The 26,874-nt window shown below is 68.6% G+C and carries 27 protein-coding genes and 2 pseudogenes; 16 read left to right on the top strand and 13 right to left on the bottom strand.

Annotation, left to right across the window (positions count from 1 at the left end):
- Nucleotide 1: 1 nt before the first annotated feature.
- The 4 genes from ABZ215_RS30595 to ABZ215_RS30580 all read left to right on the top strand — a co-directional run bounded on the left by ABZ215_RS30595 (nucleotide 2) and on the right by ABZ215_RS30580 (nucleotide 4,536).
- A complete protein-coding gene (locus ABZ215_RS30595) occupies nucleotides 2–1,429 on the top strand; it encodes an MmgE/PrpD family protein (protein WP_354953537.1) in 1,428 nt (475 codons plus the stop codon).
- Nucleotides 1,426–2,796, top strand: coding sequence for an acyclic terpene utilization AtuA family protein (locus ABZ215_RS30590; protein WP_354953535.1), 1,371 nt, complete (start codon nucleotides 1,426–1,428; stop codon nucleotides 2,794–2,796). The genes ABZ215_RS30595 and ABZ215_RS30590 overlap by 4 nt, the downstream gene beginning before the upstream one ends.
- Nucleotides 2,793–3,098 carry a DUF4387 domain-containing protein gene (locus tag ABZ215_RS30585; RefSeq protein ID WP_354953533.1) on the top strand — a complete coding sequence of 102 codons (306 nt, stop codon included), beginning with the start codon at nucleotides 2,793–2,795 and terminating at the stop codon, nucleotides 3,096–3,098. The genes ABZ215_RS30590 and ABZ215_RS30585 overlap by 4 nt, the downstream gene beginning before the upstream one ends.
- Before the next feature lie 82 nt (nucleotides 3,099–3,180).
- Complete coding sequence (locus tag ABZ215_RS30580; protein ID WP_354953531.1) at nucleotides 3,181–4,536, top strand: MFS transporter; 1,356 nt, start codon at nucleotides 3,181–3,183, stop codon at nucleotides 4,534–4,536.
- A 21-nt stretch (nucleotides 4,537–4,557) separates the two neighbouring features.
- Here ABZ215_RS30580 and ABZ215_RS30575 read toward each other — a convergent pair whose 3' ends face one another.
- Complete coding sequence (locus ABZ215_RS30575) at nucleotides 4,558–5,469, bottom strand: helix-turn-helix transcriptional regulator (RefSeq protein ID WP_354953529.1); 912 nt, start codon at nucleotides 5,467–5,469, stop codon at nucleotides 4,558–4,560.
- Nucleotides 5,470–5,602: 133 nt separating this feature from the next.
- Between ABZ215_RS30575 and ABZ215_RS30570 the strand changes: the two genes are divergently transcribed.
- Both ABZ215_RS30570 and ABZ215_RS30565 read left to right on the top strand, forming a co-directional pair.
- Complete coding sequence (locus ABZ215_RS30570; RefSeq protein ID WP_354953527.1) at nucleotides 5,603–7,075, top strand: MFS transporter; 1,473 nt, start codon at nucleotides 5,603–5,605, stop codon at nucleotides 7,073–7,075.
- Between the two features lie 23 nt (nucleotides 7,076–7,098).
- Nucleotides 7,099–8,199, top strand: a complete 1,101-nt coding sequence (locus ABZ215_RS30565) for an FAD-dependent monooxygenase (protein WP_354953525.1) — start codon at nucleotides 7,099–7,101, stop codon at nucleotides 8,197–8,199.
- Nucleotides 8,200–8,246: 47 nt separating this feature from the next.
- Here ABZ215_RS30565 and ABZ215_RS30560 read toward each other — a convergent pair whose 3' ends face one another.
- The gene (locus tag ABZ215_RS30560) at nucleotides 8,247–9,167 is read right to left on the bottom strand and encodes an aldo/keto reductase (protein WP_354953523.1); all 921 of its coding nucleotides are present in this window, start codon (nucleotides 9,165–9,167) and stop codon (nucleotides 8,247–8,249) included.
- Nucleotides 9,168–9,351: 184 nt separating this feature from the next.
- Here ABZ215_RS30560 and ABZ215_RS30555 point away from each other — a divergent pair, with 184 nt between their 5' ends.
- Nucleotides 9,352–10,197 (top strand): helix-turn-helix transcriptional regulator, encoded by an 846-nt coding sequence (locus ABZ215_RS30555; RefSeq protein ID WP_354953521.1) that lies wholly within the window; start codon nucleotides 9,352–9,354, stop codon nucleotides 10,195–10,197.
- A 23-nt stretch (nucleotides 10,198–10,220) separates the two neighbouring features.
- Complete coding sequence (locus ABZ215_RS30550) at nucleotides 10,221–11,030, top strand: hypothetical protein (protein ID WP_354953519.1); 810 nt, start codon at nucleotides 10,221–10,223, stop codon at nucleotides 11,028–11,030.
- Nucleotides 11,031–11,092: 62 nt separating this feature from the next.
- Here ABZ215_RS30550 and ABZ215_RS30545 read toward each other — a convergent pair whose 3' ends face one another.
- Nucleotides 11,093–11,443 (bottom strand): MerR family transcriptional regulator, encoded by a 351-nt coding sequence (locus tag ABZ215_RS30545; RefSeq protein WP_020417284.1) that lies wholly within the window; start codon nucleotides 11,441–11,443, stop codon nucleotides 11,093–11,095.
- An 89-nt stretch (nucleotides 11,444–11,532) separates the two neighbouring features.
- On the opposite strand from ABZ215_RS30545, the gene ABZ215_RS30540 reads away from it, so the two are divergent.
- The 3 genes from ABZ215_RS30540 (at nucleotide 11,533) to ABZ215_RS30530 (ending at nucleotide 13,887) form a co-directional block, all read left to right on the top strand.
- Nucleotides 11,533–12,432, top strand: a complete 900-nt coding sequence (locus tag ABZ215_RS30540; protein ID WP_354953516.1) for an NAD-dependent epimerase/dehydratase family protein — start codon at nucleotides 11,533–11,535, stop codon at nucleotides 12,430–12,432.
- On the top strand, nucleotides 12,429–13,298 hold the full coding sequence (locus ABZ215_RS30535; protein ID WP_020417286.1) for an alpha/beta hydrolase fold domain-containing protein: 870 nt from the start codon (nucleotides 12,429–12,431) through the stop codon (nucleotides 13,296–13,298). Before ABZ215_RS30540 ends, ABZ215_RS30535 begins: the two co-directional genes overlap by 4 nt.
- Nucleotides 13,299–13,521: 223 nt before the next feature.
- Complete coding sequence (locus tag ABZ215_RS30530) at nucleotides 13,522–13,887, top strand: hypothetical protein (protein ID WP_354953514.1); 366 nt, start codon at nucleotides 13,522–13,524, stop codon at nucleotides 13,885–13,887.
- A 58-nt stretch (nucleotides 13,888–13,945) separates the two neighbouring features.
- On the opposite strand, the gene ABZ215_RS30525 is transcribed toward ABZ215_RS30530, so the two are convergent.
- The 6 genes and pseudogenes from ABZ215_RS30525 to ABZ215_RS30500 form a co-directional block, all read right to left on the bottom strand.
- Nucleotides 13,946–15,223: a DUF1116 domain-containing protein gene (locus ABZ215_RS30525; RefSeq protein WP_354953512.1), complete on the bottom strand. Its 1,278-nt coding sequence runs from the start codon at nucleotides 15,221–15,223 to the stop codon at nucleotides 13,946–13,948.
- A complete protein-coding gene (locus tag ABZ215_RS30520; protein ID WP_354953510.1) occupies nucleotides 15,220–16,107 on the bottom strand; it encodes an alpha/beta hydrolase in 888 nt (295 codons plus the stop codon). Before ABZ215_RS30520 ends, ABZ215_RS30525 begins: the two co-directional genes overlap by 4 nt.
- Before the next feature lie 49 nt (nucleotides 16,108–16,156).
- Nucleotides 16,157–17,701 carry a sodium:solute symporter family protein gene (locus tag ABZ215_RS30515; protein ID WP_354953508.1) on the bottom strand — a complete coding sequence of 515 codons (1,545 nt, stop codon included), beginning with the start codon at nucleotides 17,699–17,701 and terminating at the stop codon, nucleotides 16,157–16,159.
- Nucleotides 17,701–17,937, bottom strand: coding sequence for a hypothetical protein (locus tag ABZ215_RS30510; protein ID WP_020417290.1), 237 nt, complete (start codon nucleotides 17,935–17,937; stop codon nucleotides 17,701–17,703). Before ABZ215_RS30510 ends, ABZ215_RS30515 begins: the two co-directional genes overlap by 1 nt.
- A 275-nt stretch (nucleotides 17,938–18,212) precedes the next feature.
- Nucleotides 18,213–18,523 (bottom strand): annotated as a pseudogene (locus ABZ215_RS30505) (transposase); the annotation flags it as partial.
- Between the two features lie 78 nt (nucleotides 18,524–18,601).
- Nucleotides 18,602–19,609: a helix-turn-helix transcriptional regulator gene (locus ABZ215_RS30500; protein WP_354953506.1), complete on the bottom strand. Its 1,008-nt coding sequence runs from the start codon at nucleotides 19,607–19,609 to the stop codon at nucleotides 18,602–18,604.
- A 305-nt stretch (nucleotides 19,610–19,914) separates the two neighbouring features.
- Here ABZ215_RS30500 and ABZ215_RS30495 point away from each other — a divergent pair.
- Both ABZ215_RS30495 and ABZ215_RS30490 read left to right on the top strand, forming a co-directional pair.
- Nucleotides 19,915–20,291, top strand: a pseudogene (locus tag ABZ215_RS30495) (transposase); the annotation flags it as partial.
- A gap of 332 nt (nucleotides 20,292–20,623) precedes the next feature.
- Entirely contained in the window at nucleotides 20,624–20,746 is a 123-nt protein-coding gene (locus ABZ215_RS30490; protein ID WP_354953504.1) for a hypothetical protein, read from the top strand.
- A gap of 345 nt (nucleotides 20,747–21,091) precedes the next feature.
- On the opposite strand, the gene ABZ215_RS30485 is transcribed toward ABZ215_RS30490, so the two are convergent.
- A complete protein-coding gene (locus ABZ215_RS30485) occupies nucleotides 21,092–22,087 on the bottom strand; it encodes a PhnD/SsuA/transferrin family substrate-binding protein (protein ID WP_020417296.1) in 996 nt (331 codons plus the stop codon).
- 40 nt (nucleotides 22,088–22,127) lie between these two features.
- Here ABZ215_RS30485 and ABZ215_RS30480 point away from each other — a divergent pair, with 40 nt between their 5' ends.
- Nucleotides 22,128–22,838, top strand: a complete 711-nt coding sequence (locus ABZ215_RS30480; RefSeq protein WP_354953502.1) for a helix-turn-helix domain-containing protein — start codon at nucleotides 22,128–22,130, stop codon at nucleotides 22,836–22,838.
- 28 nt (nucleotides 22,839–22,866) lie between these two features.
- On the opposite strand, the gene ABZ215_RS30475 is transcribed toward ABZ215_RS30480, so the two are convergent.
- Complete coding sequence (locus ABZ215_RS30475) at nucleotides 22,867–23,745, bottom strand: hypothetical protein (protein ID WP_354953553.1); 879 nt, start codon at nucleotides 23,743–23,745, stop codon at nucleotides 22,867–22,869.
- Between the two features lie 202 nt (nucleotides 23,746–23,947).
- Here ABZ215_RS30475 and ABZ215_RS30470 point away from each other — a divergent pair, with 202 nt between their 5' ends.
- Both ABZ215_RS30470 and ABZ215_RS30465 read left to right on the top strand, forming a co-directional pair.
- Nucleotides 23,948–24,778: an alpha/beta hydrolase gene (locus ABZ215_RS30470; RefSeq protein WP_354953500.1), complete on the top strand. Its 831-nt coding sequence runs from the start codon at nucleotides 23,948–23,950 to the stop codon at nucleotides 24,776–24,778.
- Nucleotides 24,775–25,233: a transcriptional regulator gene (locus tag ABZ215_RS30465; protein WP_020417299.1), complete on the top strand. Its 459-nt coding sequence runs from the start codon at nucleotides 24,775–24,777 to the stop codon at nucleotides 25,231–25,233. Before ABZ215_RS30470 ends, ABZ215_RS30465 begins: the two co-directional genes overlap by 4 nt.
- Before the next feature lie 372 nt (nucleotides 25,234–25,605).
- Here ABZ215_RS30465 and ABZ215_RS30460 read toward each other — a convergent pair whose 3' ends face one another.
- The gene (locus ABZ215_RS30460) at nucleotides 25,606–26,403 is read right to left on the bottom strand and encodes a hypothetical protein (RefSeq protein ID WP_354953498.1); all 798 of its coding nucleotides are present in this window, start codon (nucleotides 26,401–26,403) and stop codon (nucleotides 25,606–25,608) included.
- 93 nt (nucleotides 26,404–26,496) lie between these two features.
- Nucleotides 26,497–26,697, bottom strand: coding sequence for a hypothetical protein (locus ABZ215_RS30455; RefSeq protein WP_354953496.1), 201 nt, complete (start codon nucleotides 26,695–26,697; stop codon nucleotides 26,497–26,499).
- Nucleotides 26,698–26,874 lie beyond the last annotated feature (177 nt).

Below are 26,874 nucleotides of genomic sequence, written 5' to 3'. Positions count from 1 at the left end.
CATGCCGACCGACCCCGAGACGACGTCCACCGAAGCCGCCGTCGCGATCCTGCCCGCGCTGGCCGAGCGGATCAGCGCGTACCGGATCGAGGACCTCGACGACCACGCCCGGCAGCTCGTCCGCACGGCGTTCACCGACACGCTGGGCGTCGCCCTCGCCGGCTCCGGATTCCCTGGGATCGCCGCGATCCGCACCGCCGCCGGAATCGCCGCGAGCGAGAACGGAAGCCTCGTGCTCGGCACCGCCGAGCGCGTCCCCGCCCTGGAGGCCGGGCTCCTCAACGGTGTCGCCGCGCACGCTCTGGACTTCGACGACGGCAACTCGGCCATGGGCGGGCACCCCTCGGCGATGCTCGTGCCCGCGCTCCTCGCCCTCGGCGAGGAGACCGACGCGTCCGTGCCGGACATCGCAGTCGCCTACGCAGCCGGCTACGAGGTGATGATCCGGCTGGCGTACGGGCTGAACCCGGCGCACTACCAACGCGGCTGGCACCCGACCTCGACCATCGGCGTCATCGGAATCGCGGCGGCGGCCGCGCGGCTGCTCCGGCTGTCCACGGAGCACACCGCGATCGCGATGGCGGTCGCGGTGTCCCACTCGGCGGGCGTCAAGGCGAACTTCGGCACGATGACCAAGCCGCTGCACGTCGGACAGGCCGTCCGCAACGGGATCCTCGCCGCCAAGCTCGCGGCGGCGGGCTGCACGGCCAACCCCGGCGCGCTCGACCACCGGCAAGGCTTCCTCACCGTCTACAACGGACCCGGCGGGTTCGACTCCGAGCGGATCGTCGCCGGGCTGTCCGGGCCGCCGCTGGTCTGCTCCGAGCACAATCCGATCAAGCTCTACGCCTGCTGCCACAGCACCCACGGCGCGATCGAGGCGGCCCGGGAAATCCGCCGCTCACCGGGCTTCGACGCGGGCCGCGTCGAAGCCGTCGAGATCACCGTGGATCCGAATCGCATGCCGCACACCGACCGCCCGGTGCTGACCGAAGCCCTGTCGGGAAAGTTCAGCCTGCAGTACGTGACGTGCCGGGCTCTGCTCGCCGGAACCGTCGCGTTGACGGACTTCGACGGCAACGCCCACCACGACCCCGCCACCCTCGCGCTGATGAGCCGGGTTCGAGTGAAGCCGGCCGCTCCCGGTGGACCGGCGAACTCGTTCACCGCGACCGTCCGAACCGAACAGTCCGACGGGACCGTGCTCACCGCAACCCGCGGTCCGCACGGCTCCGGCAGCAACGCGCCGGTCGACCCGTCCCTGCTCCGCCAGAAGTTCACGGACTGCGCCAGGCGGGTGCTGCCCGCGGACCGGGTGACCGCGCTGAGCGAGGCGGTGATGCGGTTCCCCGACAGCGGCACCACCGTGCGCGAGCTCATGCGGCTCGCCGAAGTCCACCGTCCCACCAACGCGAAAGTGACACCATGACCGACCCGATCCGGGTGCTGTTCCCGGTGGGCATGCTGGGCGGCGGCTTCCCGCCCGAGACCGTGACCCGCGGCATCGAACTCGGCGCCGACATCATCGCCGTCGACGGCGGTTCGACCGACTCCGGCCCCCACTACCTGGGGACCGCGACGGCCAAGACCGCCCGCGCCGCCGTCGAACGAGACCTGCGGGTGCTCGTGCCCGCGGCGCACGAGGCGGACATCCCCCTCGTCGTCGGATCCTGCGGCACCTCGGGATGCGACGCGGGCGTCGAGTGGGTCCACGAAATCGTCCAGGGGATCTGCGCCGACCTGGGGATCAGCCGGCGAATCGCCCGGGTCTACAGCGAACAGGACCCCGCTCGCATCGCCGACCTGCTCGCCCAGGGCCGGGTGCACCCGCTCGGCACGGCCGAGCCCCTGCGGCCGGAGACCGTGGCCCGGTGCCGGCACATCGTCGGGCTGATGGGACACGAACCGCTCGCCGACGCGCTCCGCGACGGCGCGGAGATCGTCCTCGCCGGCCGCTCCACCGACACGGCACTGGCGGCGGTGCTGCCATTGCTGCGCGGGCTGCCCCCGGGCCCCGCGTGGCACGCGGCGAAGATCGCCGAATGCGGCGGTCTCTGCACCGAAAACCCGAGGGCGGGCGGCGTCCTGGTGACCGTCGACGACACCGGCTTCACCGTGGAGCCGCTCGCGGTGCACGCCCGGTGCACCACGCGCAGCGTCGCCGCACACATGCTGTACGAGAACGCCGACCCCTTCCGGCTCCGCGAGCCCGCCGGCACGCTGAACACGAGCGACGCCGTTTACACCGCGCTCGACGAGCGCCGGGTGCGGGTCGAAGGCTCCCGGTTCGAACCGGCCGAGCAGCCGACCATCAAGCTGGAAGGCGCCGCCTCGACGGGGTTCCAGGCTCAGCTGATCACCGGGATCCGCGACCCGGAGATCCTCGGCAGGCTCGACGACTGGTGCCGGCGACTGATCGCCTACCTCGACAAGCACGTGCCCTCGACCTTCGGACTGGCTCCCGGGGAATACGACTATTCGCTGCGCCGTTTCGGCCACGACGCCGTGCTGGGTGCGGCCGAGCCCGAACGAGGCACCCCGCCCCGCGAGGTCGGCATCCTGCTCACCGTGACCGCCCCGGACCAGGCCACGGCCGACGACCTGGCGAAGTTCGCCAACCCGATGATGCTGCACCTCCCGCTCGACGACGACAGTCCCTTCCCGACGTTCGCGTTCGTCGGCTCCCCCGCGGAGACCGCGCGGGGCGAGTCCTTCGAGTTCGTGCTGCAGCACGCGGTCGACGTGGCCGACGAGCGAGACCTGTTCCGCACCGTTCACTCGGAGGTGGGACCGTGACCCGGCTCCGGGACATCGCGACACACGTCCGTTCGAAGAACGCCGGCCCGTTCTGGCTGACCGTCGACGTCTTCCTGCCCGATCGGGCTTCCTTCGACCGGGCGGTGGCCTCCGGCCTCACCGACCGCGCGGTGCTCGGCACGACCTACGACGTCGACCCCGCGACCGTGCTCGTCTTCGCCGTCCCCGACCTGCACGTCGTCAAGGTCTCGTTCCCGCGCCCCACCACGCAGGGCGCCCGCGACGACCGCGACATGCACGGCGGACAGCAGTTCGTCCCCTTGCTCGACCTGGCCGTCTGAGCCCCGCCGAGCCACCTCCGAAACCGGCGGTGCCACCGTCGCCCGGCCAGCCGGTCCCCATTCCTCAACGAGGAGGATTCTCGTGGACGTTCCCACCGCCCCTGTGACACCCGGAAACCGCGGAGCGGACCTCATCGCCCGGTTCGACCGGCTCCCCCGGATGACCCGGCCGCACTGGAGATGGCTGCCGCTGCTCGGTCTCCTGTCCTTCGGCGACACCGTCGACAACAGCGTGCTCGCCTACGCCGCCCCGGCGATGCGGCAGGACTGGGGACTGTCGATCTCCCAGATCGGCAACCTGACGTCGTTGTCGCTCCTGGGTTCGTTCGCCGGGGCCCTCCTTGGGGGCCGGCTGGCCGACAGGTTCGGCCGGAAGCGGATCATCATCGCCGGGACGCTGTTCTACTCCGTCGCCTCCATCCTGTGCGGGCTCGCCCCGAACTTCGTGGTCCTGAGCCTGTTCCGTGGCCTGTCCGGCCTCGGGATCCAGGCTGTCGTCGGTGTGCTCACCGTCTACGTGGCGGAGATGTACCCCACCAGGGTCCGCGGGCGCAGCCAAGCGGCCGTGCTGGGGGTGGGTCTGCTGGGGGTGCCGTTCGCCGCTGTCGCCGCCAAGCTGATCATCCCGCTCGACCCGCAGGCCTGGCGCTGGGTGTTCGTCGTCGGCGCGGTGGGCCTCATCCCCGCCATCCTCGGCATGTTCCTGCTGCCGGAGTCCGTTCGCTGGCTGATCGCCGGCGGCCGCGAAGAGAAGGCCTCCCGCATCGTGTCCGGCCTGGAAGCGCACTACTCCGGCGAGCTGCCACCGCCAGTGCTCACCGCTCCGTCGGCGCCGCCCGCGCGCGGCAAGATGGCGGAGCTCTTCACCGGGTCCCAGCGCCGCATCACCATCGTCACGGCGCTGACGCTGATGTTCGGCATCGTCGCGTTCTACGGGTTCAACTCCTGGGTGCCGACCCTGCTCGTCGAGCGCGGCCACTCGACCGACACCGCGCTGACCATCACCACCATCCTCTCCATCGCACCGCCGTTCGGCGCGCTCGTCGGCATGCTGGTGACCGACCGCTGGCAGCGCCGCCACGTCCTCGCCACCACCTCCGTGACGATCGCCGCCCTGATGGCCGTCTTCGCCTTCGCCGACGCGCTCTGGCCCACCATCGTCGTCGGATTCCTCATCACGATGTTCCTGCAGTCGAACGCGGTCACGATCTACGCCTACCTCCCGGAGGTCTTCCCCACCACGCTCCGCGGATTCGGCGCCGGCCTGTCCAACGGGGCGGGGCGGCTGGCGGGCGTCGGCGGCGCCGCGCTCGTCGCGGCGATCTACGGCGTGTCGGGGTTCGTCGGCGTCTTCCTGACCACGGCGCTGTTTTCCCTGGCCACGGCGGTGGTCATCGGCCGGTTCGGCGAGAACACCCGCAACCGGTCGCTGCGCTGACATCCCAGGTGGCAGGCGGCGCTATTCGCGAGTTTCGATCTCCGGGCGCACCGGTCGTCGAGTGCGGACCGCGCCGCCGGCCACTTGGTCCGAGGCAGCCATCGACCCGAGGATGCGCAGGGCCTCCGCGGATTTCGATCCTGGCTCGGCCATGTAGGTGACCAGCATCTGGTCCGGCGCACCGGGCGTCGTCCAGGCGACGTAGGACAGGTCGATGTCACCGACGTCGGGATGCCGCAGGAGGTTGACCCCGGTGGTCTTCTCGAAGACGTGGTGCTCGGCCCAGAGACGCCGGAACGTCTCGCTTCGGACAGCCAGTTCGCCGACCAGCGCGGCCAGGCGAGGGTTGCCAGGGTCTTCGCCCGCGGTCTTCCTCAGGATGCCGACGGTGCCGCGTGCCGACGCCTCCCAATCGCGGTGCCGGGCCGCGATCTCTTCGTCCAGGAACAGCAGCCACGCCGAGTTCCGCTCGGCCTCGGGCAGGGCCGCGTAGTCGGTGAAGACGGCGCACGCGAGCGGGTTCCAGCCGATCACCTGCATCGTGCGGGTCATGACGAGCGCCGGCACGGTGAGGGTCTCCAGGAACTGGCGCGTCAAGTCGGGCATGCGGTCCTTGACCGCGCGCCGGGAGGGCCGGGGCCGGGGACGTGCCAGGTCGTACAGGTGGGCGCGCTGCGTTTCGTCGAGCAGCAGAACACGGGCGATGGCATCGAGCAGGGATTCCGTGGGGCGGCCACCGCGGCCCTGCTCGAGCCGCACGTAGTAGTCCGTCGACACGCCGACGAGAGCGGCCAGCTCCTCGCGGCGCAACCCCGGCACCCGGCGTCGGCCGGTGTCCGGCAGCCCGGCCGAGGCCGGCGACACGGCGGCCCGTCGAGCTTGCAGGAACTCCCCCAGCTCGGACTTCCAGTCGCCAGGCGTGCTCGCGGTCATTTCGCCAGTCTGCCATCGAGAGGCCGGCATTGGGTGGTCATGCGAGTACCCAGGCACGCCGGCACCCTGGTCGGGCGACCCGTGGCACATACCGGTCCTGAATAGACGCTCCCGGATCTCCGACGCTGGAAGCATGGATTCAGATCCCCGCGCGTCGACGATCTCGGCGGCTGCGACCCGGGCGTCGATCGGCGCCGTCCTTCTCGCTTCCTTCTTCCTGCCGTTCGCCGTGACGGGACCGGCGATCGTCCTGCCCGACATGGCGGCCGACCTGAACGCTTCTTCAGCAGGCACCCAGTGGGTGCAGAACTCCTACAACGCGATCTTCGCCGCGACCGTGCTCGCCACCGGTAGCCTGGCGGACCGCTTCGGGCGGCGGCTCGTGCTGCGCGCCGGCATCGCGACGTTCGGCCTGGCGATGGCGCTGATCGCGGTCTCGTCCGACATCCTGGTCATCGACGTGCTACGAGGTGTCCAGGGCCTGGCTGCCGGCGCCACGGTCTCCGCGGGCTCGGCCGTGCTCGCGCACGCCACCTCCGGACCGCGGCGAGTTCGCGTGTTCGGGTTGCTCGGGGCCAGTTTCGGTGGCGGCACCGCCGCCGGCCCCCTGGTCGCCGGCGCACTCGCTCCACTGGGGTGGCGGTCGATCTTCGTGGTGATCGCACTCGGCGCCGCCATCGCCTTCGTCGCTTCCCGGTACACACAAGCGTCCAGCGACCCGTCCGCGCCGCGCCCGGACCTGCCGGGCATGGCCTGCTTCGGCGGCGCGCTGCTCGTGTTGTCCCTCGGGTTCATCCAGGCCGGTGAGGCCGGGTGGTCGAACGGGTGGGCTCTGCTGGCGTTCGCGGCGACGCTCCTTCTGCTCGGCGCGTTCGTCCTGGTCGAGCTCCGCAGCAGCCATCCGATGTTCGACGTCCGCCTGTTCCGCCGTCCCGCGTTCACCGCGCTGATGTGCCTGCCCTTCTCGGTGACGTTCGGATTGGCCGCGCTGAACGTCTTCCTGCCCGTGTTCCTGCAGAGCGGCGGCGCCAGCCCGTGGCGAGCCGCGGTCGAGCTGACACCGCTGGAGGTCCCGGTGCTGCTGGTGCCGTTGGCGGCCCGATGGCTGACGTCCCGTTGGTCGATGCGGACCTTGCTGGTCGCCGGCCCGGTCCTGATCGCCGCCGGAAGCTTCGGGCTGGTCGTGCTGGAGCGCGGCACCCCGACGTGGGTTTCCGCACTGCCCCTCCTGCTCTTCGGCGTCGGCGTCGGGATGGCCTTCTCGGTGATGGACAACGCCGCTGTCAGCACGGTCCCCGTGGACAAGGCCGGATCGGCGGCGGGAATGTTCAACACGATGCGGATCACCGGCGAGTCGCTCTCGGTGGCGGCCACCGCCGCGGTGCTCATCTCGGTCACCGCCGCCCGCACCTCGGCCACGGAAGCGGTCGCCGCGGTGCAAGGCAGGCCGGTGCCGGTGACCACCGGACAGGCGTTCGCCGACGCACTGCACGTCGTCGTCATCGGACTGGGCGTGCTCGCACTCGTCGGAGCGATTCTGACCGCGTGGGCAGTGCGCCCATCCCACGACACCGAAACCGACGAAGTGCGCGCGGGCACACGGTGACCGGCAGATCCAGGAGACCGCAGATGACGAAACACCACCAGCCGGCGACACGTGGTTCCGCCATCGTCGTCGGAGCCTCGCTGGCCGGACTGATGACCGCACTGACCCTGTCCCGCACCGGACTGCGGGTGACGATGCTGGAGCGCTCGACCCGGAAGGTCCGGACCGGCGCCGCCCTGCCCGTGAGCGATGGACTGCTGGAGCGCCTGACGGGCCGGCGCTCGCCCGACGGGAAAGACGCCCTCCCGTCGGGCGGCCAGGCCTGGGCCGACGTGCACGCCGGCCTCAGCTCCGCCGCGCAGGCCGACCCCGGCATCTCCCTGCGGTCGCCGGTGCGGGTGACCGAGGTGGGCCAGGACGAGCGATCGGCGTGGGTCGTCACCGACGACGGCGAGTTCGTGCGCGCGGATCTCGTCGTCGGGGCGGACGGACACGCGAGCGTCGTCCGCCGCCACGTCGTCCCCGAGGCGCCCGACGCGACCTTCTCCGGATACGTGATCTGGCTGGGGCTGGTCGACGAACGCGAGATCCGGTCCCGCCCGTGGCCATCGGACCTCGCGATCCTCTACGAACGGGACTACTGCCTCAACGCCTACTACCTGCCGGGAGCGGACGGATCCGTCGCCAGGGGCGAGCGGCGGATCGGCTGGGGGTGGTACGACTCCAGTCGCAACGACCTCCTGCGCGCTCGCGGAGCCGTGGTCGACGATGTCGTCCAGTGCACGCTTCGAGCGGCTGACGTGCCCGACGCGACCTTCGACGAACTCGCCGACGAGGCACGGGAAATCTGGCCCAGCCCGTGGCGGGAAGCCATCGTCGACTGCATCCGCCGTCGAGCGGTGATCGGCACGCCGATCGGCGAGTACCTGCCGCACCGGCTCGTCTCCGGGCGGGTGTGCCTTGTCGGCGACGCCGCCCACCTGCCCTCGCCGATGACCGGCCGCGGCTTCGACGCGTCCGCCCAGGACGCCCTCGCCCTTGCCGACGCCCTCGGCGGGAATCGGGCCAGCGTTTCCGACGCGCTGCGCCGCTACGAGGCAGCGCGGCTCGATGCCGCTCGCCAGCTCGTTCGCTCGGGTCAGAGCTTCAGCAACTCGTTCGCGCCCCGTGGCGCCGCACAATGAGCCTCTGGCTGTCCGATGTGGACCATTGAACCCCTGCCCGCGGGCCTCTAGCCTTCGCCGCCGTGATCCGGCATGTGCTGTTCGGGGTGGCGGGCGCCCTTGGCGGCGCCCTTCGGGATGAGCTCGTCGATGCGGGCCAGGTCCGCACGGTCGAGCGTGACCGCCGTGCTGGCGATCATGGTCTCGATCTGCCCGGGCCGTCGCGACCCGATGATCGGCACGATGTCGTCGCCCTGGGCCGCGACCCAGGCGATGGCCACCTGCGCGACCGTGGCGTGCTTCGCCTCGGCGATCTCGCCCAGGGCGGACACCAGCGCTTCGTTGTGCTCGCGGTTGCCGGGCCGGAATCGCGGCATCATCGGCAAGGCGCCGCCGGTCCCGCCGCTGCCGCCGATGAGGCCCTTGGCCAGGACCCCGTACGCGGTGATGCCGATGCCGAGCTCGCGGCAGACGGCGAGGGTCTCGTCCTCGATGTCCCGGCTGAGCAGCGAGTACTCGATCTGCAGGTCACTGATCGGCGCGACGGCCGCGGCCCGGCGGAGGGTGTCGGGGCCGACCTCACTCAGACCGATGTGCCGGACGTGCCCCTGCTCGACCAGCTCGGCGATCGCACCGATCGTGTCCTCGATCGGCACCTGGGGGTCGAGCCGGGCGGGACGGTAGATGTCGACGTGGTCCGTGCCCAGCCGCCGCAGCGAGTAGGTGAGGAAGTTGCGCACCGCGGCAGGGCGGGCGTCCTTCATCCCGGCCGGCATTCCGGCCGGGGTGAGCAGCTCGCCGAACTTCACCGAGAGCACGGCGTCGTCACGGCTGCGCTCGCGCAGGGCACGCCCGACGAGGAGCTCGTTGTGGCCGGCGGCGTAGAAGTCACCGGTGTCGAGCAGCGTGCCGCCGGCGTCGAGGTAGGCGTGGATGGTGCGGACACTCTCGTCGTCATCGGTGTGCCCGTAGGCGCCTGACATTCCCATGCAACCCAGACCAGGTGAGGAGACGGCCGGGCCGCTGCGTCCGAGATGGCGGATGTGGAGCGTCGCGGAAGGTGAATCGGTCATGCCATCAGCCTCTCCGGCCGCACGTCCGCCGGCCAGGCGCGGTGTATCCACGGAGAGGCCGTCCCTGGCTATCCGGTCGGACGCGGGCGATAGTGGAGGAATGATCGATCGGCACGGGCTCGCGGACTTCCTCCGTCGCAGGCGGGAACGGCTACGGCCGGCCGATGTCGGCCTGCCCACTGGTGCTCGCCGTCGGACGCCGGGTCTGCGGCGTGAAGAGGTCGCGCGGCTGGCCGGCATCTCCACGGACCACTACGCCCGGCTCGAGCAGGAGCGCGGGTCGGCCCCGTCGGAAACCGTCGTGGCCGCTCTGGCACGGGCGCTGCGATGTGATCTGGACGAACGGGACCACCTGCTCCACCTCGCCGGGTACCCGGCACCTGCGCGCCGAGCCGGACGGCACATCCGCCCAGGGCTCATCGCCCTCGCAAGTCGTCTCGACGATGTGCCCGTCTGCATCTACACCGACCTCGGCGAGATCGTGTGGAGGAACAGTCTGCTCACTGCTCTGCTGGGCTACGGGGAGACCGCACCCGGCCGCGACAGCAACATGGTCTGGCGCATGTTCACCGACCCTGCGGGACGGGCTCGCGTCCCCGAAGAGGACTGGGCGCGCCTGGCCGCGGTACACGTCGCCGACCTGCGCGCCACGTACTCCCGACGTGGTGGCGACGCCGACGTCACCGCCCTGGTGAACGATCTGATCGAGGCCAGTGACGAGTTCCGCGAACTGTGGCAGCGGCACGAGGTCGGCGTCCGCCGCTCCGACCTCAAGCGCACCATTCATCCCGAGGTGGGGACGATCGAGCTGCGCTGCGAGGTCATGCTCACCCCCGACGCGGACCTCAACCTCCTCGCCTTCTTCCCCCTCGAAGGCACCGACGCCGCCGAGAAGCTGGAACTGCTGCGCGTCATCGGCACCCAGGACTTCCACACGACCTCGTAAGGCGTATCAGAAAAGGCCCCCGCATGCCCGAAATCACCACCGCATGCTCGATCGACGACCGCCCCTGGTCCGGTGAACAGCTCGCCGCGGTGGAGTACGACCGCCATCGCCATGTGCTTCACGAAATGAAACGACTGGGAGCCAGCATCGAACATGCCGGCAGCCGGCTAACCCACGAAGAAATCGACTTCCTGAACCCCGCCGAAGCCCGCACCGCCTCCATCACCGCCCGTCAGTCGTACGGGGTTGACGGCATCACGCATCTTTACCGGGACCTGTTGCAGGCATCCGACAGGATGTGGAAGGACGTGAACGCCGGGACCGGGAAGAAAGGAACCATGCAGTTCGCCACCGCCGACGTTACAGTGACCGGGCTGAACATCGAGGAGCTTCGTGGCGCGCTAGGTGCAGCGAGCCTGAGCCGAGACTACGCCACGCTCAACCCGGACCACTACTTCATCGAAGAAAACGGCGACGGCATGCACGCGATGGAGACTTTCGGCATGTACGGCGCCCCGACCGAGATGAACCTCATCGCGAATCCGGCCATCCCGGTTCCCGTCGAACCGGCAGCCGGATATCTGATCCTCACGGCCGGCTCGACGAGCCTGGCCAGCGACGGCACCGAAATCAACGTCCTGGCATTCCACCAGTACAAGCCGCTGGAGAACGGTTTCGCCGTCAAACTCGGCTCGCTCTACCCGGCGACGACACCGCGGCAGATCGTCGAGGGACACAAGGTCCACATGGCCATCGAATTCCGGTCGATGTGCGAACTCGCCGCGGGTGCCGACGCCGGACTGCGTCCGGCCTCCTGCTCGGAGTCCGCGTAACGCGCGGGTGGACCCGAGCGCTCGAAGCACCGGCGACGGATCGTGAGCGCGGACGTGACCGATCAGGACGGCTGCTGGCTCAGGAACGCAGTGAGGGCATCCCGGGTCTTGAGAAGTCGACGAGCCTTGTCATCGATCTCGTCGCGGATCTCTGCCACCCGGGCCACGATTCCAGAGCACTCCCCTTCGAGCGGACCGGCGTCGCCCGTGCACGGCAGGACGCGCTCGATCAGTGTCATGGGAAACCCCAGGTCTAGCAGCGACTTGATGGTCGAGACCACACCCACCGTTGTCTCGTCATAGTCGCGATACCCATTGGGCTGCCGGACGGACGATATCAAGCCGAGTTCCTCGTAGTATCGCAGGGACCTCGGACTCGCTCCGGAAGCCCGACTCAGCTCGCCGATCTTCATGCCCCACGCTCGCTTCCACTTGACATTGACACTGATGTAAGAGTTTAGCGTGATGTTCCACCGCGAAACCGCTGAGGAACGGAATCATCATGAAGGTCTTCATCACTGGCGGGACGGGCTACCTCGGCACCGTCCTCGTCGAGCACCTCGTCAGGGCCGGGCACGACGTCGCAGCCCTTGCCCGCTCGGACGCCAGCGCCGCACGCCTGCACGAAGCGGGTGCCACACCTGTGGCTGGGTCGCTCAGCGACACCGCCGTCCTCGCCGGCGCTGCGGCAGCCGCCGATGCCGTCATTCACGCAGCGGTCGACTACGCGATGACCGACGAATCGACGGCGATGGAGCTGGCCGCGGTCAAGGCGTTGGTCGACGGCGCCGCGTCCGGGACTGTCCGGAAGCCGTTCGTATTCACCAGCACCGGGCTGGTCTACGGGTTCGAGGAGGATCAGGACAAGTCGGAGGATGCTGTTCTGCCGGAGGTCAGCGCACAGCCGGTGAAGGTCGCAGCTGAACGCATCGTCTGCGGTGCGGCGGGCATCTCCGGCATCGTGTTCCGCGCCGGGCTGGTCTTCGGCCGCGGTGGCTCCGCACTCGTGACGGGACTGATCCAGTCCGCCCAGCACACCGGAACGTCGATCTACGTCGGAGACGGGGAGAACGCCTGGACCCCCGTCCACGTCGACGACCTCGCCGATCTGTACGTCGCGGCTCTCGAACGCCCGGTCGCTGGCATCTACAACGCTGTCGGCGCCGTGCCGTTCACGTTCCGAGCGCTCGCTGAAGCGATCGGAGACCTGACCGGAAAGCCGGTCGCATCCGTTCCGCTCAAGATCGCGGAACAGAGCTTCGGACCGGCCGCCCGCATCCTGACGACGACGAGCGGCCTCGACGCCGCCAAGGCCCGCGACACCTTCGGCTGGAGTCCCGCGCCGCGATCGCTGATCGACGACGTCCGCTCCGGGTCCTACACCGAGGCCGCCGCGAAATGAGTCCGAGCCTGCGGAGCCGGCTGCTCGCCGGCGCCATGACGGTCATGCGTGCTCGAGAACAGTTCAACCCGAAGAAATTCACCAAGGAGCCGAGCACCGCGGCCCAGTACTCGCCGCCGCCGTCAATCAAGAAGAGGGTCACCATAACGCGGAGCACGTTCCGCGACTGGCCCGTGTTCACGCTCGCGCCGGAAACGCCCTCCGGGAAGCAAGCCCTCTACCTGCATGGCGGGGCGTGGGCAGCGGAAATCCAGGCCCGGCACTGGAACCTCGTCGCCGACCTCGCCGTCGGCACCTCGCGGACCTTCGTCGTACCGATCTTCCCCCTCGTTCCAGCAGTCACCCACCGCGACATCACCCCGGTCCTCACGGACCTGTGGCTGGCGACCGCACAAGAGGTGCCGACGGCGCTCGTCGGCGACTCATCGGGAGCGACAATGGCCCTGAACCTCCTTGTCGCCCTCGCCGAGGGGTCCCCCGCGCCGGATGCGACAGTGCTGCTGTCCCCTACGTTCGACCTCACGTTCGCTAATCCAGAAAGCGCCCGCATCGCCCCCCACGATCCGCTGCTGAAGCTCGACCACATCCGCGCTCTCGCCGCCAGCTACGCGGGCCCCGACGGGCCCGACAGTGCACTGGTCAGCCCCGTTCACGCCCGGGTCGACCACCTCGACGCGATCACTGTCTTCACCGGCACCAGGGACCTCCTGAACCCGGATGCTCACCGCTTCGCCGACCTCGCCCGAGACGCCCCCGGCACGCAGGTCACCGTCGAAGAGACCGCCGGTGCGGTGCACGACTGGATGCTGATGCCGATCCCCGAAGCGAAAACGACCCGTGCCCACATCGCCCGCCTCCTGCGGTAGGCAGCAGGCGTGCGAGGCACAGCCGGCTCGGCTGCAGGGCATCCGGCGCCGAACACCCTGCGCGTCGAACTGCCACAACCGGTCGCCCGCATGTGCCGCGAGCAGCGGATCCGGAGCCTGTTCGCCAAGAAACGTCGCCTGCCCCGCACAGCGGGACCACCGGTCCACGACGACCTCGTCACCCGTCGGTTCACCGCCAGGCCAGCTTGCCACGGCCGCTGCGGTGACCCTTCGGATCGAATTGCTCAGCTCCGTCCTGATCGCCCCGAGTTGGCCGACGGCCCTGCTGGCCAAGGAAGCCGCCGGGATCGACGCGGTGTCGGGCGGACGGCTGACGCCCGACACCGGAGTGGGAGCCGGCCCGGACAACTTCCTGGTCGCCGGCCACAGGTGGAGGGGCGCGGCAAGCGCCCCTCGATCGATCTGCGCACCTACCGCGATGTCTGACGCGGCGAACCGGTCACGGGCGGCGAAAACCCTGCGGTCTCCGCTGGAACCGCCCGATTTCCCTGCTGTTCGGCGCACGAGACGAGCCGGCACTGCAGCGGGCCGCACGCCGCGGTGCGGGAGGAACCTGCCGGGTGAGTAACCCCTCGCCCGCAAGCGTGCTGCCCGTAACCTCCGTCCGCGTTTGACCCTCGCCTAGCTCACCGGGAAGACCCGGCCGCCTGCAACGCTTTGACCGCTTCCTGGAACGGTTCGACTGGCGCGATCAGGAGTCCCGCGCCAGCGTGACCACCTTCGCGGAGTGCTGCGCCCATGTGAATGCTCGGCGTGATGCCGGACGCGGCTACCTGTGCCGCATCGATCCCGAACGGGACGCCTCGGAAGGCTAGGTACGGAATCTTCCATGTCGGATGTTCGGTGTGCGTGATGTCGTACATCGCGTTCGTCGTCGTCACCATGTGATCGACCGAACCGCCGCTGTAATCCTGGAGGGAGAAGGCCGCAGCTGCAGCCATGCCGCCCAGGCCGATCGTCTCGGTGATGAGACTTTCGCCGCCCATGAACGCCGTGTCCTCGGGCCTGAGGCCGTCGAACAACTTCGCCCGCAGCGGAGGAATCGGCGCCCGGAACCAGCGTCGTCCTGTGCCGGCGGTGCGGATCGCGAACTGCTTCTCGTTGAGCGTCATGGCAGTCACGATGGTGCTCCCCACCATCCCCGCGGCGCGATCAGCGATGCACTTGCCCGTCGCCATAGCGATGTGGAGGAAGAACAAGTCGTTCTGACCAAGGAAGTCGAGAACCTCACGCGTAGAAGCGCCGAGCCCGTTGGCGTCGAGGACCGGTCCGCTCAGCTGTTGATACAGGATGGCGGTAGCGGCGGTGTTACGGCTGTGCAGATCGTCCCCCATGCCCAGAGCGCGGCGGATGATGGGGCTCAGTCGCAGCCCGCCGACATGCCGCAGACCCGCCGACAGCTGCGGAGCCAAGACCTCTCGCAACCAGATCAGGCGCCGGTGCACTGCGTCGTTCCAGACTCCGTAGGTCAAGCGTTGACGCTCGCTGCCCTCATAGAGCAGGCAGTGCCCGCGCCCGCCGGTGACCGGATCCTCCACAACCCACACCGGCATGGAGGCCGAGGTGACGCCCGTGACGGAGCCGACGCAGCCGTGGTCATGGCAGGGCCGGACGATGATCTTCCCCTCGTGCAGCAAGGCGTCTGCCTCCGCAAGCGAGTCGGCGAGCCCCTCGAACACGGCCGCTCCGAGGACCGCCCGGCGCTGACCACCGGTGTACTGCGCCCACTTCAGCGGCGCTCCCGAGACGAGGATCGTGTGCGGCGTCATGCCCGGCAGGGCTTCGAGTGCTGGGGCGACGTCGACCAGGATCGGGTCGACAGCCAGCATGGCCGCGACCGCCGCGTCGTTGGCTCCCTCGCGGTCGATTCTCGGAGCCTGGCCGGCGACGTGCGCGCTCGTCATGCCCACCTCGAGATGAACTTGGTGGCGGCCGCGTTGACCTGATCCGGCTTCGAAGCACTCAGGAAGTGGTGCCCGCCGTCAATCACCTCGAGCCTGGCGTCGGCCGAGCGCGTAAAGAGCTTGATTTCCTGTTCGGCGTTGGCGACCGAGTAGACCTGGTCGGCGGTGCCGTGCAGCCACAGCACCGGCGGTCGCACCTCATCCAGCCGGCCGTGGAGACCGTCGCGATCGCGCAGGTTGATCGTGCACAGGCGAAGACGGTGCCGGCCGGCGTCGCCGGCGTAGTTCGTGCGATATGTCTTGAGCCAGAACCTGCGCTCGTCGTCGGTCAGACCGCCGAGTGCCGCGTCGAAGGTGTCGTCCACAAACTGGTCCGGCACCACCCAGTCAGAGTCGACCGGATCGGCGAATGCATCTATGAAGGGTGTGCAGAACTGCGGACCGTCCCAGCAACCCAGATCGCGGGTGCGCTGGCTCTCGGTGTCGAGCGACGTGCCCAGCGGGATCAGCCCTTTGACGACCTGGGGCGCCATCAGTGCCATGCGGACGGCGATCCATCCGCCCTGGGAGGTGCCCAGCACGAATGCCTCGCTGATGCCCAGGGCCGCGAGCGCCTGGAGGGTGGCGATTGCGCTGTCCCAGTAGGTGAAGTGCTCGTACCCCGCCCGGGTGCGGCCGTGCCCGAATGGCTCGAGAGCGAGGAGATTCACCGCTCCGTTCAGCGCCGGGTCTGCGAACTGCGGCCGGTACAGGTCGGCGGAGGTGGTGTACGAGTTGATCATGACCAGCGTGGGCAGTTCAGGATCATGAGGCAGGCCGAAGGTGGCACCGATCACCGAGCCCCCGAGGTGCGGGATGTCAATGGTGTGCGCGATGGTGCTCATGAATCGTGTCTCCTGTTGTGCGGGACGTCGATGGTGACTGGGTTGGGGTTCAGACCGGGTCCGAGAGCGGGCTGGTGACAGGTCCCGGAGCCGACGGGCCGGCTGGGGCGGTACGTGATCGCGCCGTTCGGAAGAGCTGGTCGACCCTGTGACGCTCTGCGGCGTCGTCCGGGCGGGCGATGCTGACGGCGACGAACACAGCCAGGTTGGCGACCAGGCCCACCAGTCCGGAACCGAGGCCGCCCAGCCATGGAACGGCACCACCGACGTCCATGTAGGGCACCGTCAGCACGAGCGCCACCAAAGCACCTGTCAAGAGCCCTGTGATCGCTCCTGCCTTGGTGCCGCGGCGCCAGACGAGTCCGCCGAAGATCGGAACGGCCAGTTGGATGATTGCTTGGTAGGCCAGCTGCGTGACGCCTGCCAGGTTCGGGGAGTCATAGATCCGGTAGGCGATGACGGCGGCGATGATCGCGCTCACTCCCATCGCACCTTTGGCCAGGTAGAGCTCCTGCTTGTCACGCAGGGGGCGGATGACCCCGACGATGTCGTTGGCGACCTGTGTGCCGATGGCCTGGGTGACGCCGTCGACGAAGCCCATGCCGGCGGCGAAGACGACGACCAACGAGCACGCCAGCAGCCACGTGCCGCCCGCATCCTGCGAGACCGCGAAAAACGCCGAGACGGGCTCCTTCGCGGCGAAGGGAAGGGGTGCCGCGCACAGCGCAACTGCGACGAGTAGCACGAAGAACCCGAAGCCGATGACCATCGTCTGCAGGGATCCCTTCTTGACTTCCTGCACACTGGCCGCGGTGTAGATGCGGGTGAAGATCATGGGCCAGCACAAGCTGCCGATGATGCCGGCCGCGACGATGCCGAAGTAGTAGAAGCCGCCGTTCTCGGATCCGAAGCCGGGCAGGCTGAGCTGGCTCTCGCTCAGGCGGTCGAGGTTCGAAAGACCATCGAAGTAGAAGAAGAGCAGGCCCAGGCAGAGGACGGCCGAGCCCAGATAGGCCACGATCCCCTGGACTATGTCGGTCATGATCAGTCCGCGCATGCCCATCTGCACGGTCCAGAACTGGCGGACGACGAGAACGAGGATGCCGATCAGGATCGAGTCGGCGACCGAGAGGTGTCCCAGCGACGCCCACTGGATGACGGCGCCCATAGCGATCAGCCCCAGGATGAGCCATGGGAGGAGCGCGACGACACTGATAGCGCTGGCGACGAGCTTGAGCGCAGGACTGTTGTAGCGCAGAGCCAGCAGGTCCGCCTGGGTACGCAGGTCGAACTGCTTGCCCCACTTCCAGACCGGGCGTGCGATGAAGTACATCGCCAGGACGCCGAGGACGGAGTAGACAAGGAAGTACAGACCGACCAGACCGCTGGCCACCATCAGGCCGAACACGGCGGTGAACGTCGATCCGGGCCACCACGAGTTGGTGTAGGCCATCGACACGAACCAACTGGAGAAAGAGCGCTCCCCAACCGCGTAGTCGCTGAAGGACGCGATGTCGCGACGTCGCTTGGTGAGGTGCAGTACACCGACGATAACGGCGAAGAACAGGGCCAGGGAGCCGAAGGTGATGATCATCAGTCAAGCACCCCCCGCCGGCGCTCGAGCAGCCAGAGCCCGTAGGTCACGGCGATCGCGGCCGCGGAGACCAGGAGCATGTACCAAACCGACGCTGGGATCGAGAGCAACCTCCCATGTTGCCGGGAGAGCGTGATGTACACCGGCGGTGCCAGTGCGACCGCGTACACCAGCGCGAACAAAGCGCCGAACAGCACGGTGCCCGAAGGCCGCTGTTCATCCTTCGTGCGTTCCATGAAACCTCACTTCGTCGACCAGGGCGTGAACTGCTGGTGTCGAGACCTTGAGCGTAGGAATCGGCTCGATCGAGGGGCATCGGTCGACTGACGTATTCGGGACTTGAGGCTTCAGCAGGGCTCTCCGGCCTCACTGGAGTCACGCTGCCGCTCCGGTCACTGAGCCGAATCCTCCGCCACTGGCGCGGGGCGTTTCCCTGACCTCGACCTGCGACAGCTCGGCGCTGACCTGCGCGCCTGGCGGGTGTCGTCGACCGAACTCGTCGAGGAGTCCCGTGCAGCATCAGGCCGAGGGTGTCGATGAGCCAGTGGCGTTTGCGGTCCGGACGCGTTTCCCGGCGTCGTAGCCAATCTGTTCACCGAGAAACCACTGGTAGGCGATGCTCCACGACCCCGATCGTGCGGACCAGCCGCCACGCGCACCCGCTGACCAGCACTAGGAGATCGTGTCGACGATCAACCGGCGGGAGTACACATGCGAGCGACCACACAGCACCGCCGCTGGCCGGGGCAGCAACGGCTCGATCACCTCCTGCGCGTCGGTCACCGACGAGTCATAGGCCGGCTTGCAGCCACAGACACACACCCGACCGAAATGATCACCAAATCCTGACAACTACCACCGCTGCCACGCCGAGGTGATCACCCGGCTTCACACACTGTCTCAGGCGTCCGTGGCGTTGAGGAGAACAAGGTCGGCGCCGACCGCGATCGCCGCGAGCCGGGCTCGCGACTCGCATGCGAGCTTCTCGAGCAGGTGCTCGACATGGGTGGAAACCGTGCGTGGACTGATGAAGAGCTCCCGAGCGATCCGCGGATTGGAGAATCCTTGTGCCACCAGGTGCAGGATCTGGGCCTCCCGGGGGCTGAGGTCGAAGGGCCACGGGATCTGTTCCTCGCTGATCAGCGTCGCCTGACCACGGCACGGGATGACGTCGATACGGTGACAGCTCCCCTTCGGGCCTGCCCACAGATAGCGCCGGCGAACCGAGCCACGCATGGCCAGGTCGCGGAGCACGCGGTTGGGTATGTGCTCCAGGAGGACCGGTCCGGCCGATCGCCCGGGCATCTGCGAGACCGTCCCCGTACTGGAAACGACCACTGCGTGGGCGTCGGGACCCACGTGATGCTCGGCCGGGAGCGCGCTCAGCAGGTCACACGCCTGCGCGAGTAATGGCCGGAAACCCTCGATGGTGCGTCGTGCCTCGTCGCTGGCGTCGTGTGGACGTGCCCAGCTGACGTGAAGCGCTCCGGTGTAGCGACCGTTCGGGAGCCGCAGGCACATCGTCGCGCCCTCCTTGAATCCCGCCGGGATCAAGACCACTTCGGCGGAGAAGGTCTTGGAGAACTCGACCTGCCAGTCACGGGCGAGGTCGGACCACCTCAGCGCGTCAGGTACGCGGGTGTGCAAGAGCTGAAAACCGGGATTCTCCTGCACGAAGGCGTCGTTCATGTGGGCCTGGACCTGTGCGGAGTAACCCTCACTCGCCAGGGTGACGTGGCGGTGGGTTCCTGACACGGCGTCCCAGGCTGAGAGGGCGTACCCCTCCCAGGGGATGAGTTCACGCAGCACCCGCATCGCCGTCACCGCTCGCTCACGTACCAGATCGGCCTCGACGGAATCAGCAGCAGCGTTCGTGGCCATGGCGGGAAGTATCGCTTCGATCTGCATCTCGCACCTCGGGTCACATCACACGTGAACACACCAATGCTAGGCGAACTGAGGACGCACGTGTCGGGTCGCGCTGTTCTAGCTGTGATGTCCAGGATGTCGGTCAGCCTGATCGGGGCCGTCGTCGCCGCGCCTCCGCATGAAGGGCGGCGAGGCGTACCTCATGGGTGTTGAAGGGTCCCGAGGTTGTCTGGCAAGCCTTCCCGTTACCTGGCCTGGTTGAGGTCTTGAATAAGAGGTCGTAACAATATGATCTTGGTGTGGTTTGATGTCTCCCGCTGTTGATCTTGGATCGGGAGGTGTTGGTGGCGCAGCGTAGGCCGTGGGAGGTAGAGGACGAGCTGTGGGAGCTGATCGAGCCTCCGTTGCCCAAAGTTGAGCGCCGGTTCAGAAATCCGCGGCGCAAGCGGTTGGACGATCGGCGTGCGTTGTGCGGGATCTTGTTCGTGCTGTAGACGGGGATGCCATGGTCGTGCTGGCGGCGGTTGCGGGACTGGACTGAGGCCGGGATGTGGCAGCAGTTGCACGAGCTGCTGCTGGCGAAGCTGAACGCGGCCGGGCTGATCGACTGGTCTCGGGCCGCGATCGATGGCTCGCATGTCCGGGCGTTGAAAGGGGGCCGAAAACCGGGCCGAGCCCGGTCGACCGAGCCCGCACCGGGTCAAAACACCATGTGATTACCGGAGGCGGCTGTGATGTCGTTGCGGTTGCCGCCGGCCAGCGCCACCGCCAGCGGGAACCACCAAGCCTTCGTCCGGCATCGCCTGCAGCATCATCTGCTGGCGCCGACTCAAGCGTGCTGCCGTCCGCGCTCTGGCCGGCAGATCAAGACCACGGCGGTCCCCGCGGCCGAACAGCCAGTAGGTCCCCTCCAGGTCGTGCGCGGTCGGGTCTGGTGGCGCTACGTCGACCGGCTCCGGCTGGAGGACTGCCAGCTCCGCTGAGCATGCCAGGTCTGCGGGCTGCTGCTGCCGCCCCGCGTGGGTGCTGGCCAGCCGCACCGGGCAGGTGAGCATGTCCAGCGCGCTGCACGAGCTCTGCCTGCACCTGGCCCAGCGGTGCTGCCCGGTGCTCGACGACGCCGGCGCCGCACCCGTAGCCGACCGACGCGCCCACGAGGTCAGCCCGAGGTCCTAGCCAACGGCACCCCGCTGAACCAGGTCCTCGTCGCGACCGCCGGACGCCTCCCGGACGGCTGTTCCCGCAGCACCGGACGATCACAACCGGACCCGGCCACCACGGGTAACGCCGCCCGGCCGGGGACGACGCGCCGACCACGGGCATGCCCGCGGAGCCGAACGCGACCGGTCGAACCGACCAGTCGCGCTCCCAGTGTCCGGCGAGCAGCTCATGACCGCGCTTGATCGACCGCGCCAGATGACACCACAGGAGAACGGCCTGCGATGCTGGACGAGCGCACCCTGCGGATGTTTGCCGGGCCCGGCGGCCGCACCCCGGACTGGCTGTGACGTGGGCTGACGATCATGTCCCCAGCAGGTCGCTGACGAAGATGTCCTCGCTCGTCAGGTGGCGTTTCGACAGGCCCTGCTCGTGGTGGTAGCGCAGGAAGGTGTCGATCGCCGTGCGGTTGGCTTCGACGCCATAGGGCCACCAGTCCCCGCCGAGCAGGCGCCGATTCTCGGCGAAGAGTTGGCTGAACCAGGGAGTCATGAGGGCCATGTGTTGTTTGGCCGCCCCCTCGCGGTACTGGCGCGCCGTGATCTCCTTCGCCTCGCTGAAGGCCCGGTAGAGGGCGGTTGTCACGTCAGGCTGGTCCGCGAGTTCCTTGCGTACCGCGATGACGTGCATGGGCGGGAAGATGCCGGTGCGCCGGTAGTAATTCCGTTCCACCGTTGGGTAGTCGGGGAACAGTCGCGCGACCCTCGGTGATCCGTCCAGCAGCGTCTGCGGGACATCGACGGAGATCAGTGCGTCAATCTCGCCCGCCTCGAGCATGGCCCCGAGCGTGTGACCGTGCGCGGCGCGTCGGACGTCTACGCCGGGGGGCACGGGCTGAGGGATCCAGTCGAATGACGGGACAGGATAGTTGGTGCCGCCGATGATCCACCGGCACTGGTCGGGGGTGACGCCGTAGTCGTCGGCCAGGATGCCTTTGGGCCACACGCCCGCGTCGTGTCCGTACAGCGCGAACTCGCCCACGGTTTTCCCGGCGAGATCCTGGGGTTCGGCGATACCGCTCGCGATGTTGACGAAGATCGCCGAGTGCCGGAAGTTCCGGTTCGGGAAGATCGGCAGCGCCAGGAACGGCGCATCCCGCTGGTCGAACAGGCGCAGGAAGTACGTCAGTCCCAGCTCTGCGACGTCGAAGTCCCCGCGCACCATGCGCCGGAAGATGTCCGACACGAGTGGCGCCGTCTCGAACGTGGCATCCACGCCCTCGACGGTCACAGTCCCGTCCAGCAGGGCTGCGGTGTGTTCGTACCGGTAGACACCGATGGCAAGCGTCGGATTGCTCACAACTACACCTCGCTTCCGTGAATGATCGTTCACTGTTAACATGGAGCTGTCAAGGCGAACAATCATTCATTTTGTGTCGGTCAACGGCACCACGGAGGTTGGCTCGATGCCGCGGATCACCGACGCGCGCCGCGAGGTGCGCCGCGCTCAGATCGTGGCGGCGGCGCGTCGCTGCTTCGCACGTGAGGGGTTCCACCAGACCTCGATGCCGGACATCGCACAAGAGGCAGGCGTGTCCGTCGGCGCCCCGTACCGCTACTTCGCCAGCAAGGAGGAGATCATTCTCGAACTCGCCGGCGACGCGTTCCACCTGCTGTTCGAGCCGGTAGCGCGACTGGTCCAAGGCGAGAAGGTCGCCACGGTCGCCGATCTCGTCGCTGCGTCGATCGGCCCCGCCGCCAGAGACACTGCCCTCGATGCGGCCGGCCAGCCCGTCCCCGTCGACGAGCTACTCCGCTGTGCCGTGCAGGCATGGGGCGAGCTACTCGTGCACGAAGGACTACACCGGCGAGCGGTCGAGGGATTCGAGAATGTCCGACAAAGCATGGCTGAGGTCCTTCGTCACGGCCAAGCCGCCGGGACGGTGCCGACCGGGCTGGACCCCGAACGCGGGGCCAGGGTCGTACTGGCGCTACTGCACGGTTTCGTGCTCCAACGCGTCGCGTTCGGGCTCGACGACATCGCTAGCTTCACCGACGCTGTTCAAGCCACTCTCGCCGGCGCGGGAATCCTCAACGCCACTGAGCCGTAGGCGCCGATCGGGACCCTCCGCGCCGCACTCATTCTTGAGACCCTACAGACGGCTCACCGCGATCGCGGGAGTCAGCGAAAGTCGCGGGATGCGTGCTGGATGGTGTTCGATGCGGTCGGCGCGGAGGCTGACGACGCCTTCGGGGGGAGCGTTGGACCATGGCGCACACGAGCATCGCTGAGCTGGCGCGGGCGACTGTTCGGAAGTCTGACCAGGTGTTTTGTTCGACGACGCCGGTGGCCCGGGCGTCCGCGGCCGCCAGCTCGAGCTTGGTCATGCCGGGCAGGGGCGGGGCGTCCAGGTCTGGGGCGAGGCCGGGAAGGTGGCCGGGGTGGTGCCGGGCGGCCGCGCCGGCGGCCCACAATGCCTGGCCGCAGTCCTGTCCCCAGCTCGGTAGCGCGCCGGCGGTGGCCAGCGCTTCGATGGCGGGGGTGTCGAGTCGGACCCGGCGCGTGAGGTCGTCCTGCGAGGTGAACGGCCCCGCGGCGCGGGCGTCGACGATCGCCGCGGCGGCGTCGCAGCCGAGGTTGCGCACGGTCCCGAGTCCGAACCGGACCGCCAGCCCGCCGGCGCTGTCGGCGTGGGGTTCGAGCGTGGCCTCGACTGGGATGCGGTTGATGTCGGGGCCACGGTGATCGCCCCGTGTCGGTGCCCGTCTTCGACCAGCGATTGCGGACTGTAGAAGCCCATCGGCTGGGCCTTGAGCAGCCCGGCGAGGAACGCCGACGGGTGGTAGCACTTGAACCACGCGCTGGCGTAGACCAGCAGCGCGAAGCTGTGGCTGTGGCTGTTCCGGGAAGCCGTAGTCGCTGAAGGCGTAGATCTGGTGGAAGATCTGCTCGGCGAGCTCGCCGGTGACGCCGCGTTCGGCGGCGCCGGCGAAGAACCGGCGCGCGAGCCGGGCCATCTTCACCGGCGGGCGCACGGGATATGACGTGGCTGCGCGACGTGATCGTCCCCTCCGCGTCCCCCGTGGCGACGAACTGTAGCTCACCGCGAATGACACGCGGCTGGGCCGGCAGTCCCCTCAACCCGTCCAGCCCCTGACGGATCTGGGGCTCGCCAAGGGATCACTTGCACGCGACCCGGATCTGCACTATTTTCAGAGGATGGTGAATCTTTCTCGGCGTCTCGCTCGCCGTGACGCCGAGATCGCCTTCGCGGACTCGGGTGCCACCGGTCCTGCCGTGGTGCTCACGCATGGCGCGGGTGTCGACCACACGATGTTCGACGCGCAGGTGACGACCTTGACGCAGCACGGGTTTCGCGTCGTCGTCTGGGATCTGCGCGGGCACGGCCGGTCGGCGCTCGCGCCCGGGGTGCGGTTCAGTGCGACGGACGCACTGGAGGACCTCGACGCGCTGCTCGCCGAGTGCGGAATCGATACACCCGTGCTCGCCGGACACTCGCTCGGCGGCAATCTCGCGCAGGCCTTCGCGCGGACGCACCCGCAGCGTGTGAGCGGCGTGATCGTGCTCGACTCCACCTGGAACGCCGGCCCGCTGTCCGCGCTGGAACGGTGCGCGCTCCGACTCGCCGCGCCGGCGCTCGCCCTGGTTCCCGCGAAATCCCTTCCTCATCTCATGGCCCGCGCCTCAGCGGTCTCCCCCGACGCGATCGCCCGGACCGAAGCACTCTTCGCCCGCATGCCCAAACGCAGATTCCTGGACGTGTGGGCGGCGACCGTGTCGTTCGTCGCGCCCGACCCCGGATACCGTTCGCCAGTGCCACTCACCCTGGTGCGCGGCGCCGAGGACCGCACGGGCAACATCGCCACGGCGATGTCCCGCTGGGCCGCGACCGAAGGCGTCGCCGAGCACGTGATCCCGCGCGCCGGGCACATGGTCACGTGGGACGCGCCCGCGGAAACCTCGCATACCCTGCTGCGGATCCTGAACGGCTGGCAACACCCGATCCGACACGGGGAGCAGCGATCATGACCCCGGAACAGCAGGATTTCGTCAACGCCCTGGGCGACACGCTGGCGACGTGGAACCTCCCTCGTGCCACGGGCCGGATCTACGGCTACCTCCTGCTGCGCGGCGAAGCGTCCACTTCGGACGAGCTGCGCGCCGCGCTGTCCCTCAGCTCCGGGGCCGTGAGCACCGCGACCAGGGAACTGGTTTCCTGGGGGCTGGCACGAACGATCCCGCAACCCGGCAGCCGCCGCCTGCTCGTCGAGGCAGCCGGCGGCTTCGAACAACTCCTCGCGGCCAGCCACGAACGCGCCCGAGCCTTCATCCGCACGCTTCGGGCGGCCGAGGAACTGACCGAGACGGAACGGGCGGCGGGACGACTGCGTGACGTCCGGGACCTGTTCACGTCCTACATCGACGCCGGCGAGCGAGTGCTCAGGGAGCGCGCCGCGGATGGCAACACCCGCATCCAAGCGTAGAAACTATGCCGCATCCGGCAACACCGGCCGGACACGAAGCCAACCTGCCTCCCCGTCGCCGACCCACGCGCCGGAGTGAAGCCGGCGCCGTTCAGCCGGGACGCGAAACTCCCCAGCTTCGACTCCGCCGCTTCCGCGGCCCCGACCGGGGCGGCGGCGCGCGCATGTGATCCCGCACCCGGCCATCACCTCAACCAGCGCTCGCCGAACAGACTTCCGTGTTCGCCCAAGACCTCCCAGTTACCGGGTCGAACACCACCTGCCGTAACCCGCTCGGCGCCCACGGCGCCACGCTACCCGGTTCCAGGAGATGCCGGCCTACGCCGCCTCCGGACACGGCGCCGTCCTCGTGGGCGTCCAGGTCGAACAGCTCTACCCACGCCCGAACGTGACCTGCCTGCCCATCGAAGGCGGTCCTCCTTCGACTACGCCCTGGTCAAGCGTACCGACGAGATCGGTGCGCTGCACGAAGTCAACTGGCAGCTGGACTCGGCCGTTCTCGCCGTCCTCGTCGGCGTGCAGGTCGTGCAGTCGTGCGGCGGTGTCGGGAAGCTGGTCGTCGACGATCACCAGCTCTCCCCTGGCCCGCAGCTCGTCCGCGGCCTCCGCGCAGGCTGCTCGGCGAGCGGCTTTCCTGCGCCACCGGGCCGCAGCGAAGGCGAAGTTGCCGGGCCACCAGCGCAGCGTGTCGAGCAGTTCGGCGTGCGCTTCGGGATCGGACTCGAACTCGGTGAGCGCGGCGTACTGTTCCAGCGTCAGCTGATCATCCTCGCGCAGGGCCTCACGGGTGGCGGCGCTGCGCGCGACCGCGAGGCTGGCGGTGACACGGTCGGCGGAGGTGCTCAGCTTCTCGGCGATCTCCTCGGGTGCGAGGTCGAACAGGGCCATCCGCTCGAAGATGTGCACCTCTTCGGCCTGGGTGTAGCCGACGCGCTGCGTGTTCTCGTCCCACTGGTCAATCAGCCGCTGCGCCTCGTCCTCGTCCTCCTCCCCCGCCTCCACCACGATCACCGGGATGGTGGGATGCTGGTCGACGCACAGCCGATTGGCCAGCACGCGGCTGAACCCGTAGCGCAGGCGCAGGTTGCCGTTCTCGTCCGGGTTCGCAGTGACCGCGGTCTTCACCCCGTACTTGGCGATGCTGGCGCACAAGGCCTGGGTTCTTCGCACGGATGTCGTCGATCTCCCGCGAGTTTTCGTCGAGAACGAGCTCGAACGGATCGACGTAGTACAGGCCCGGTGTTTCCCAGGTCTTGGCGGTGTTCACTGGGGACTCCTTTCACTCGGTTCTTGGTTGCCGTGGGGGAAGTACTCGGTGTCTTCGGCCATCGCGGGTGTGGTCACCTCGTCGACGACCGCGTCGTACAGCGGCGTCGGTTCCAGCAGCTCGTCGAGAGCGCTGAACGTAGTGGAATGGCCGACGGTGACGTTGACGTTGCCAGGCTCGAACAGCCAGTGGGACATGATGATTTCGGTGCTCCTCTCACGGTGCAGCGGACGCCGAGGCCGAGGGGGTGCGACGGCGGCCAACGGCCACCCACCGCCCGCTAGTGTCGTGCGTCCGAGGTTCGTTGACGGCTGGCGTGGGGCAGGATTTCGTCGGCGGTCTTGGTCCAGGTGAACGGGTGGCAGCGGTCGTTC

It is taken from the genome of Amycolatopsis sp. NPDC006131 (assembly GCF_040614175.1).
Lineage (GTDB): Bacteria > Actinomycetota > Actinomycetes > Mycobacteriales > Pseudonocardiaceae > Amycolatopsis_E > Amycolatopsis_E tucumanensis.
Note: the sequence above shows the minus strand (reverse complement) of the source record. Positions and strands in the feature narration are given on the sequence as shown.

Coding starts and splice junctions, on each gene's coding strand:
- ABZ215_RS30560 (WP_354953523.1), bottom strand. CDS start 9,167: ATGGGAATGTCAGGCGCCTACGGGCACACCGATGACGACGAGAGTGTC.
- ABZ215_RS30570 (WP_354953527.1), top strand. CDS start 5,603: ATGGATTCAGATCCCCGCGCGTCGACGATCTCGGCGGCTGCGACCCGG.
- ABZ215_RS30510 (WP_020417290.1), bottom strand. CDS start 17,937: ATGGAACGCACGAAGGATGAACAGCGGCCTTCGGGCACCGTGCTGTTC.
- ABZ215_RS30525 (WP_354953512.1), bottom strand. CDS start 15,223: ATGACGAGCGCGCACGTCGCCGGCCAGGCTCCGAGAATCGACCGCGAG.
- ABZ215_RS30515 (WP_354953508.1), bottom strand. CDS start 17,701: ATGATCATCACCTTCGGCTCCCTGGCCCTGTTCTTCGCCGTTATCGTC.
- ABZ215_RS30490 (WP_354953504.1), top strand. CDS start 20,624: ATGTCCAGCGCGCTGCACGAGCTCTGCCTGCACCTGGCCCAGCGGTGC.
- ABZ215_RS30475 (WP_354953553.1), bottom strand. CDS start 23,745: ATGGCCCGGCTCGCGCGCCGGTTCTTCGCCGGCGCCGCCGAACGCGGC.
- ABZ215_RS30470 (WP_354953500.1), top strand. CDS start 23,948: ATGGTGAATCTTTCTCGGCGTCTCGCTCGCCGTGACGCCGAGATCGCC.
- ABZ215_RS30465 (WP_020417299.1), top strand. CDS start 24,775: ATGACCCCGGAACAGCAGGATTTCGTCAACGCCCTGGGCGACACGCTG.
- ABZ215_RS30480 (WP_354953502.1), top strand. CDS start 22,128: ATGGAGCTGTCAAGGCGAACAATCATTCATTTTGTGTCGGTCAACGGC.
- ABZ215_RS30565 (WP_354953525.1), top strand. CDS start 7,099: ATGACGAAACACCACCAGCCGGCGACACGTGGTTCCGCCATCGTCGTC.
- ABZ215_RS30455 (WP_354953496.1), bottom strand. CDS start 26,697: ATGTCCCACTGGCTGTTCGAGCCTGGCAACGTCAACGTCACCGTCGGC.
- ABZ215_RS30520 (WP_354953510.1), bottom strand. CDS start 16,107: ATGAGCACCATCGCGCACACCATTGACATCCCGCACCTCGGGGGCTCG.
- ABZ215_RS30535 (WP_020417286.1), top strand. CDS start 12,429: ATGAGTCCGAGCCTGCGGAGCCGGCTGCTCGCCGGCGCCATGACGGTC.
- ABZ215_RS30550 (WP_354953519.1), top strand. CDS start 10,221: ATGCCCGAAATCACCACCGCATGCTCGATCGACGACCGCCCCTGGTCC.
- ABZ215_RS30590 (WP_354953535.1), top strand. CDS start 1,426: ATGACCGACCCGATCCGGGTGCTGTTCCCGGTGGGCATGCTGGGCGGC.
- ABZ215_RS30555 (WP_354953521.1), top strand. CDS start 9,352: ATGATCGATCGGCACGGGCTCGCGGACTTCCTCCGTCGCAGGCGGGAA.
- ABZ215_RS30500 (WP_354953506.1), bottom strand. CDS start 19,609: ATGCAGATCGAAGCGATACTTCCCGCCATGGCCACGAACGCTGCTGCT.
- ABZ215_RS30595 (WP_354953537.1), top strand. CDS start 2: ATGCCGACCGACCCCGAGACGACGTCCACCGAAGCCGCCGTCGCGATC.
- ABZ215_RS30545 (WP_020417284.1), bottom strand. CDS start 11,443: ATGAAGATCGGCGAGCTGAGTCGGGCTTCCGGAGCGAGTCCGAGGTCC.
- ABZ215_RS30540 (WP_354953516.1), top strand. CDS start 11,533: ATGAAGGTCTTCATCACTGGCGGGACGGGCTACCTCGGCACCGTCCTC.
- ABZ215_RS30575 (WP_354953529.1), bottom strand. CDS start 5,469: ATGACCGCGAGCACGCCTGGCGACTGGAAGTCCGAGCTGGGGGAGTTC.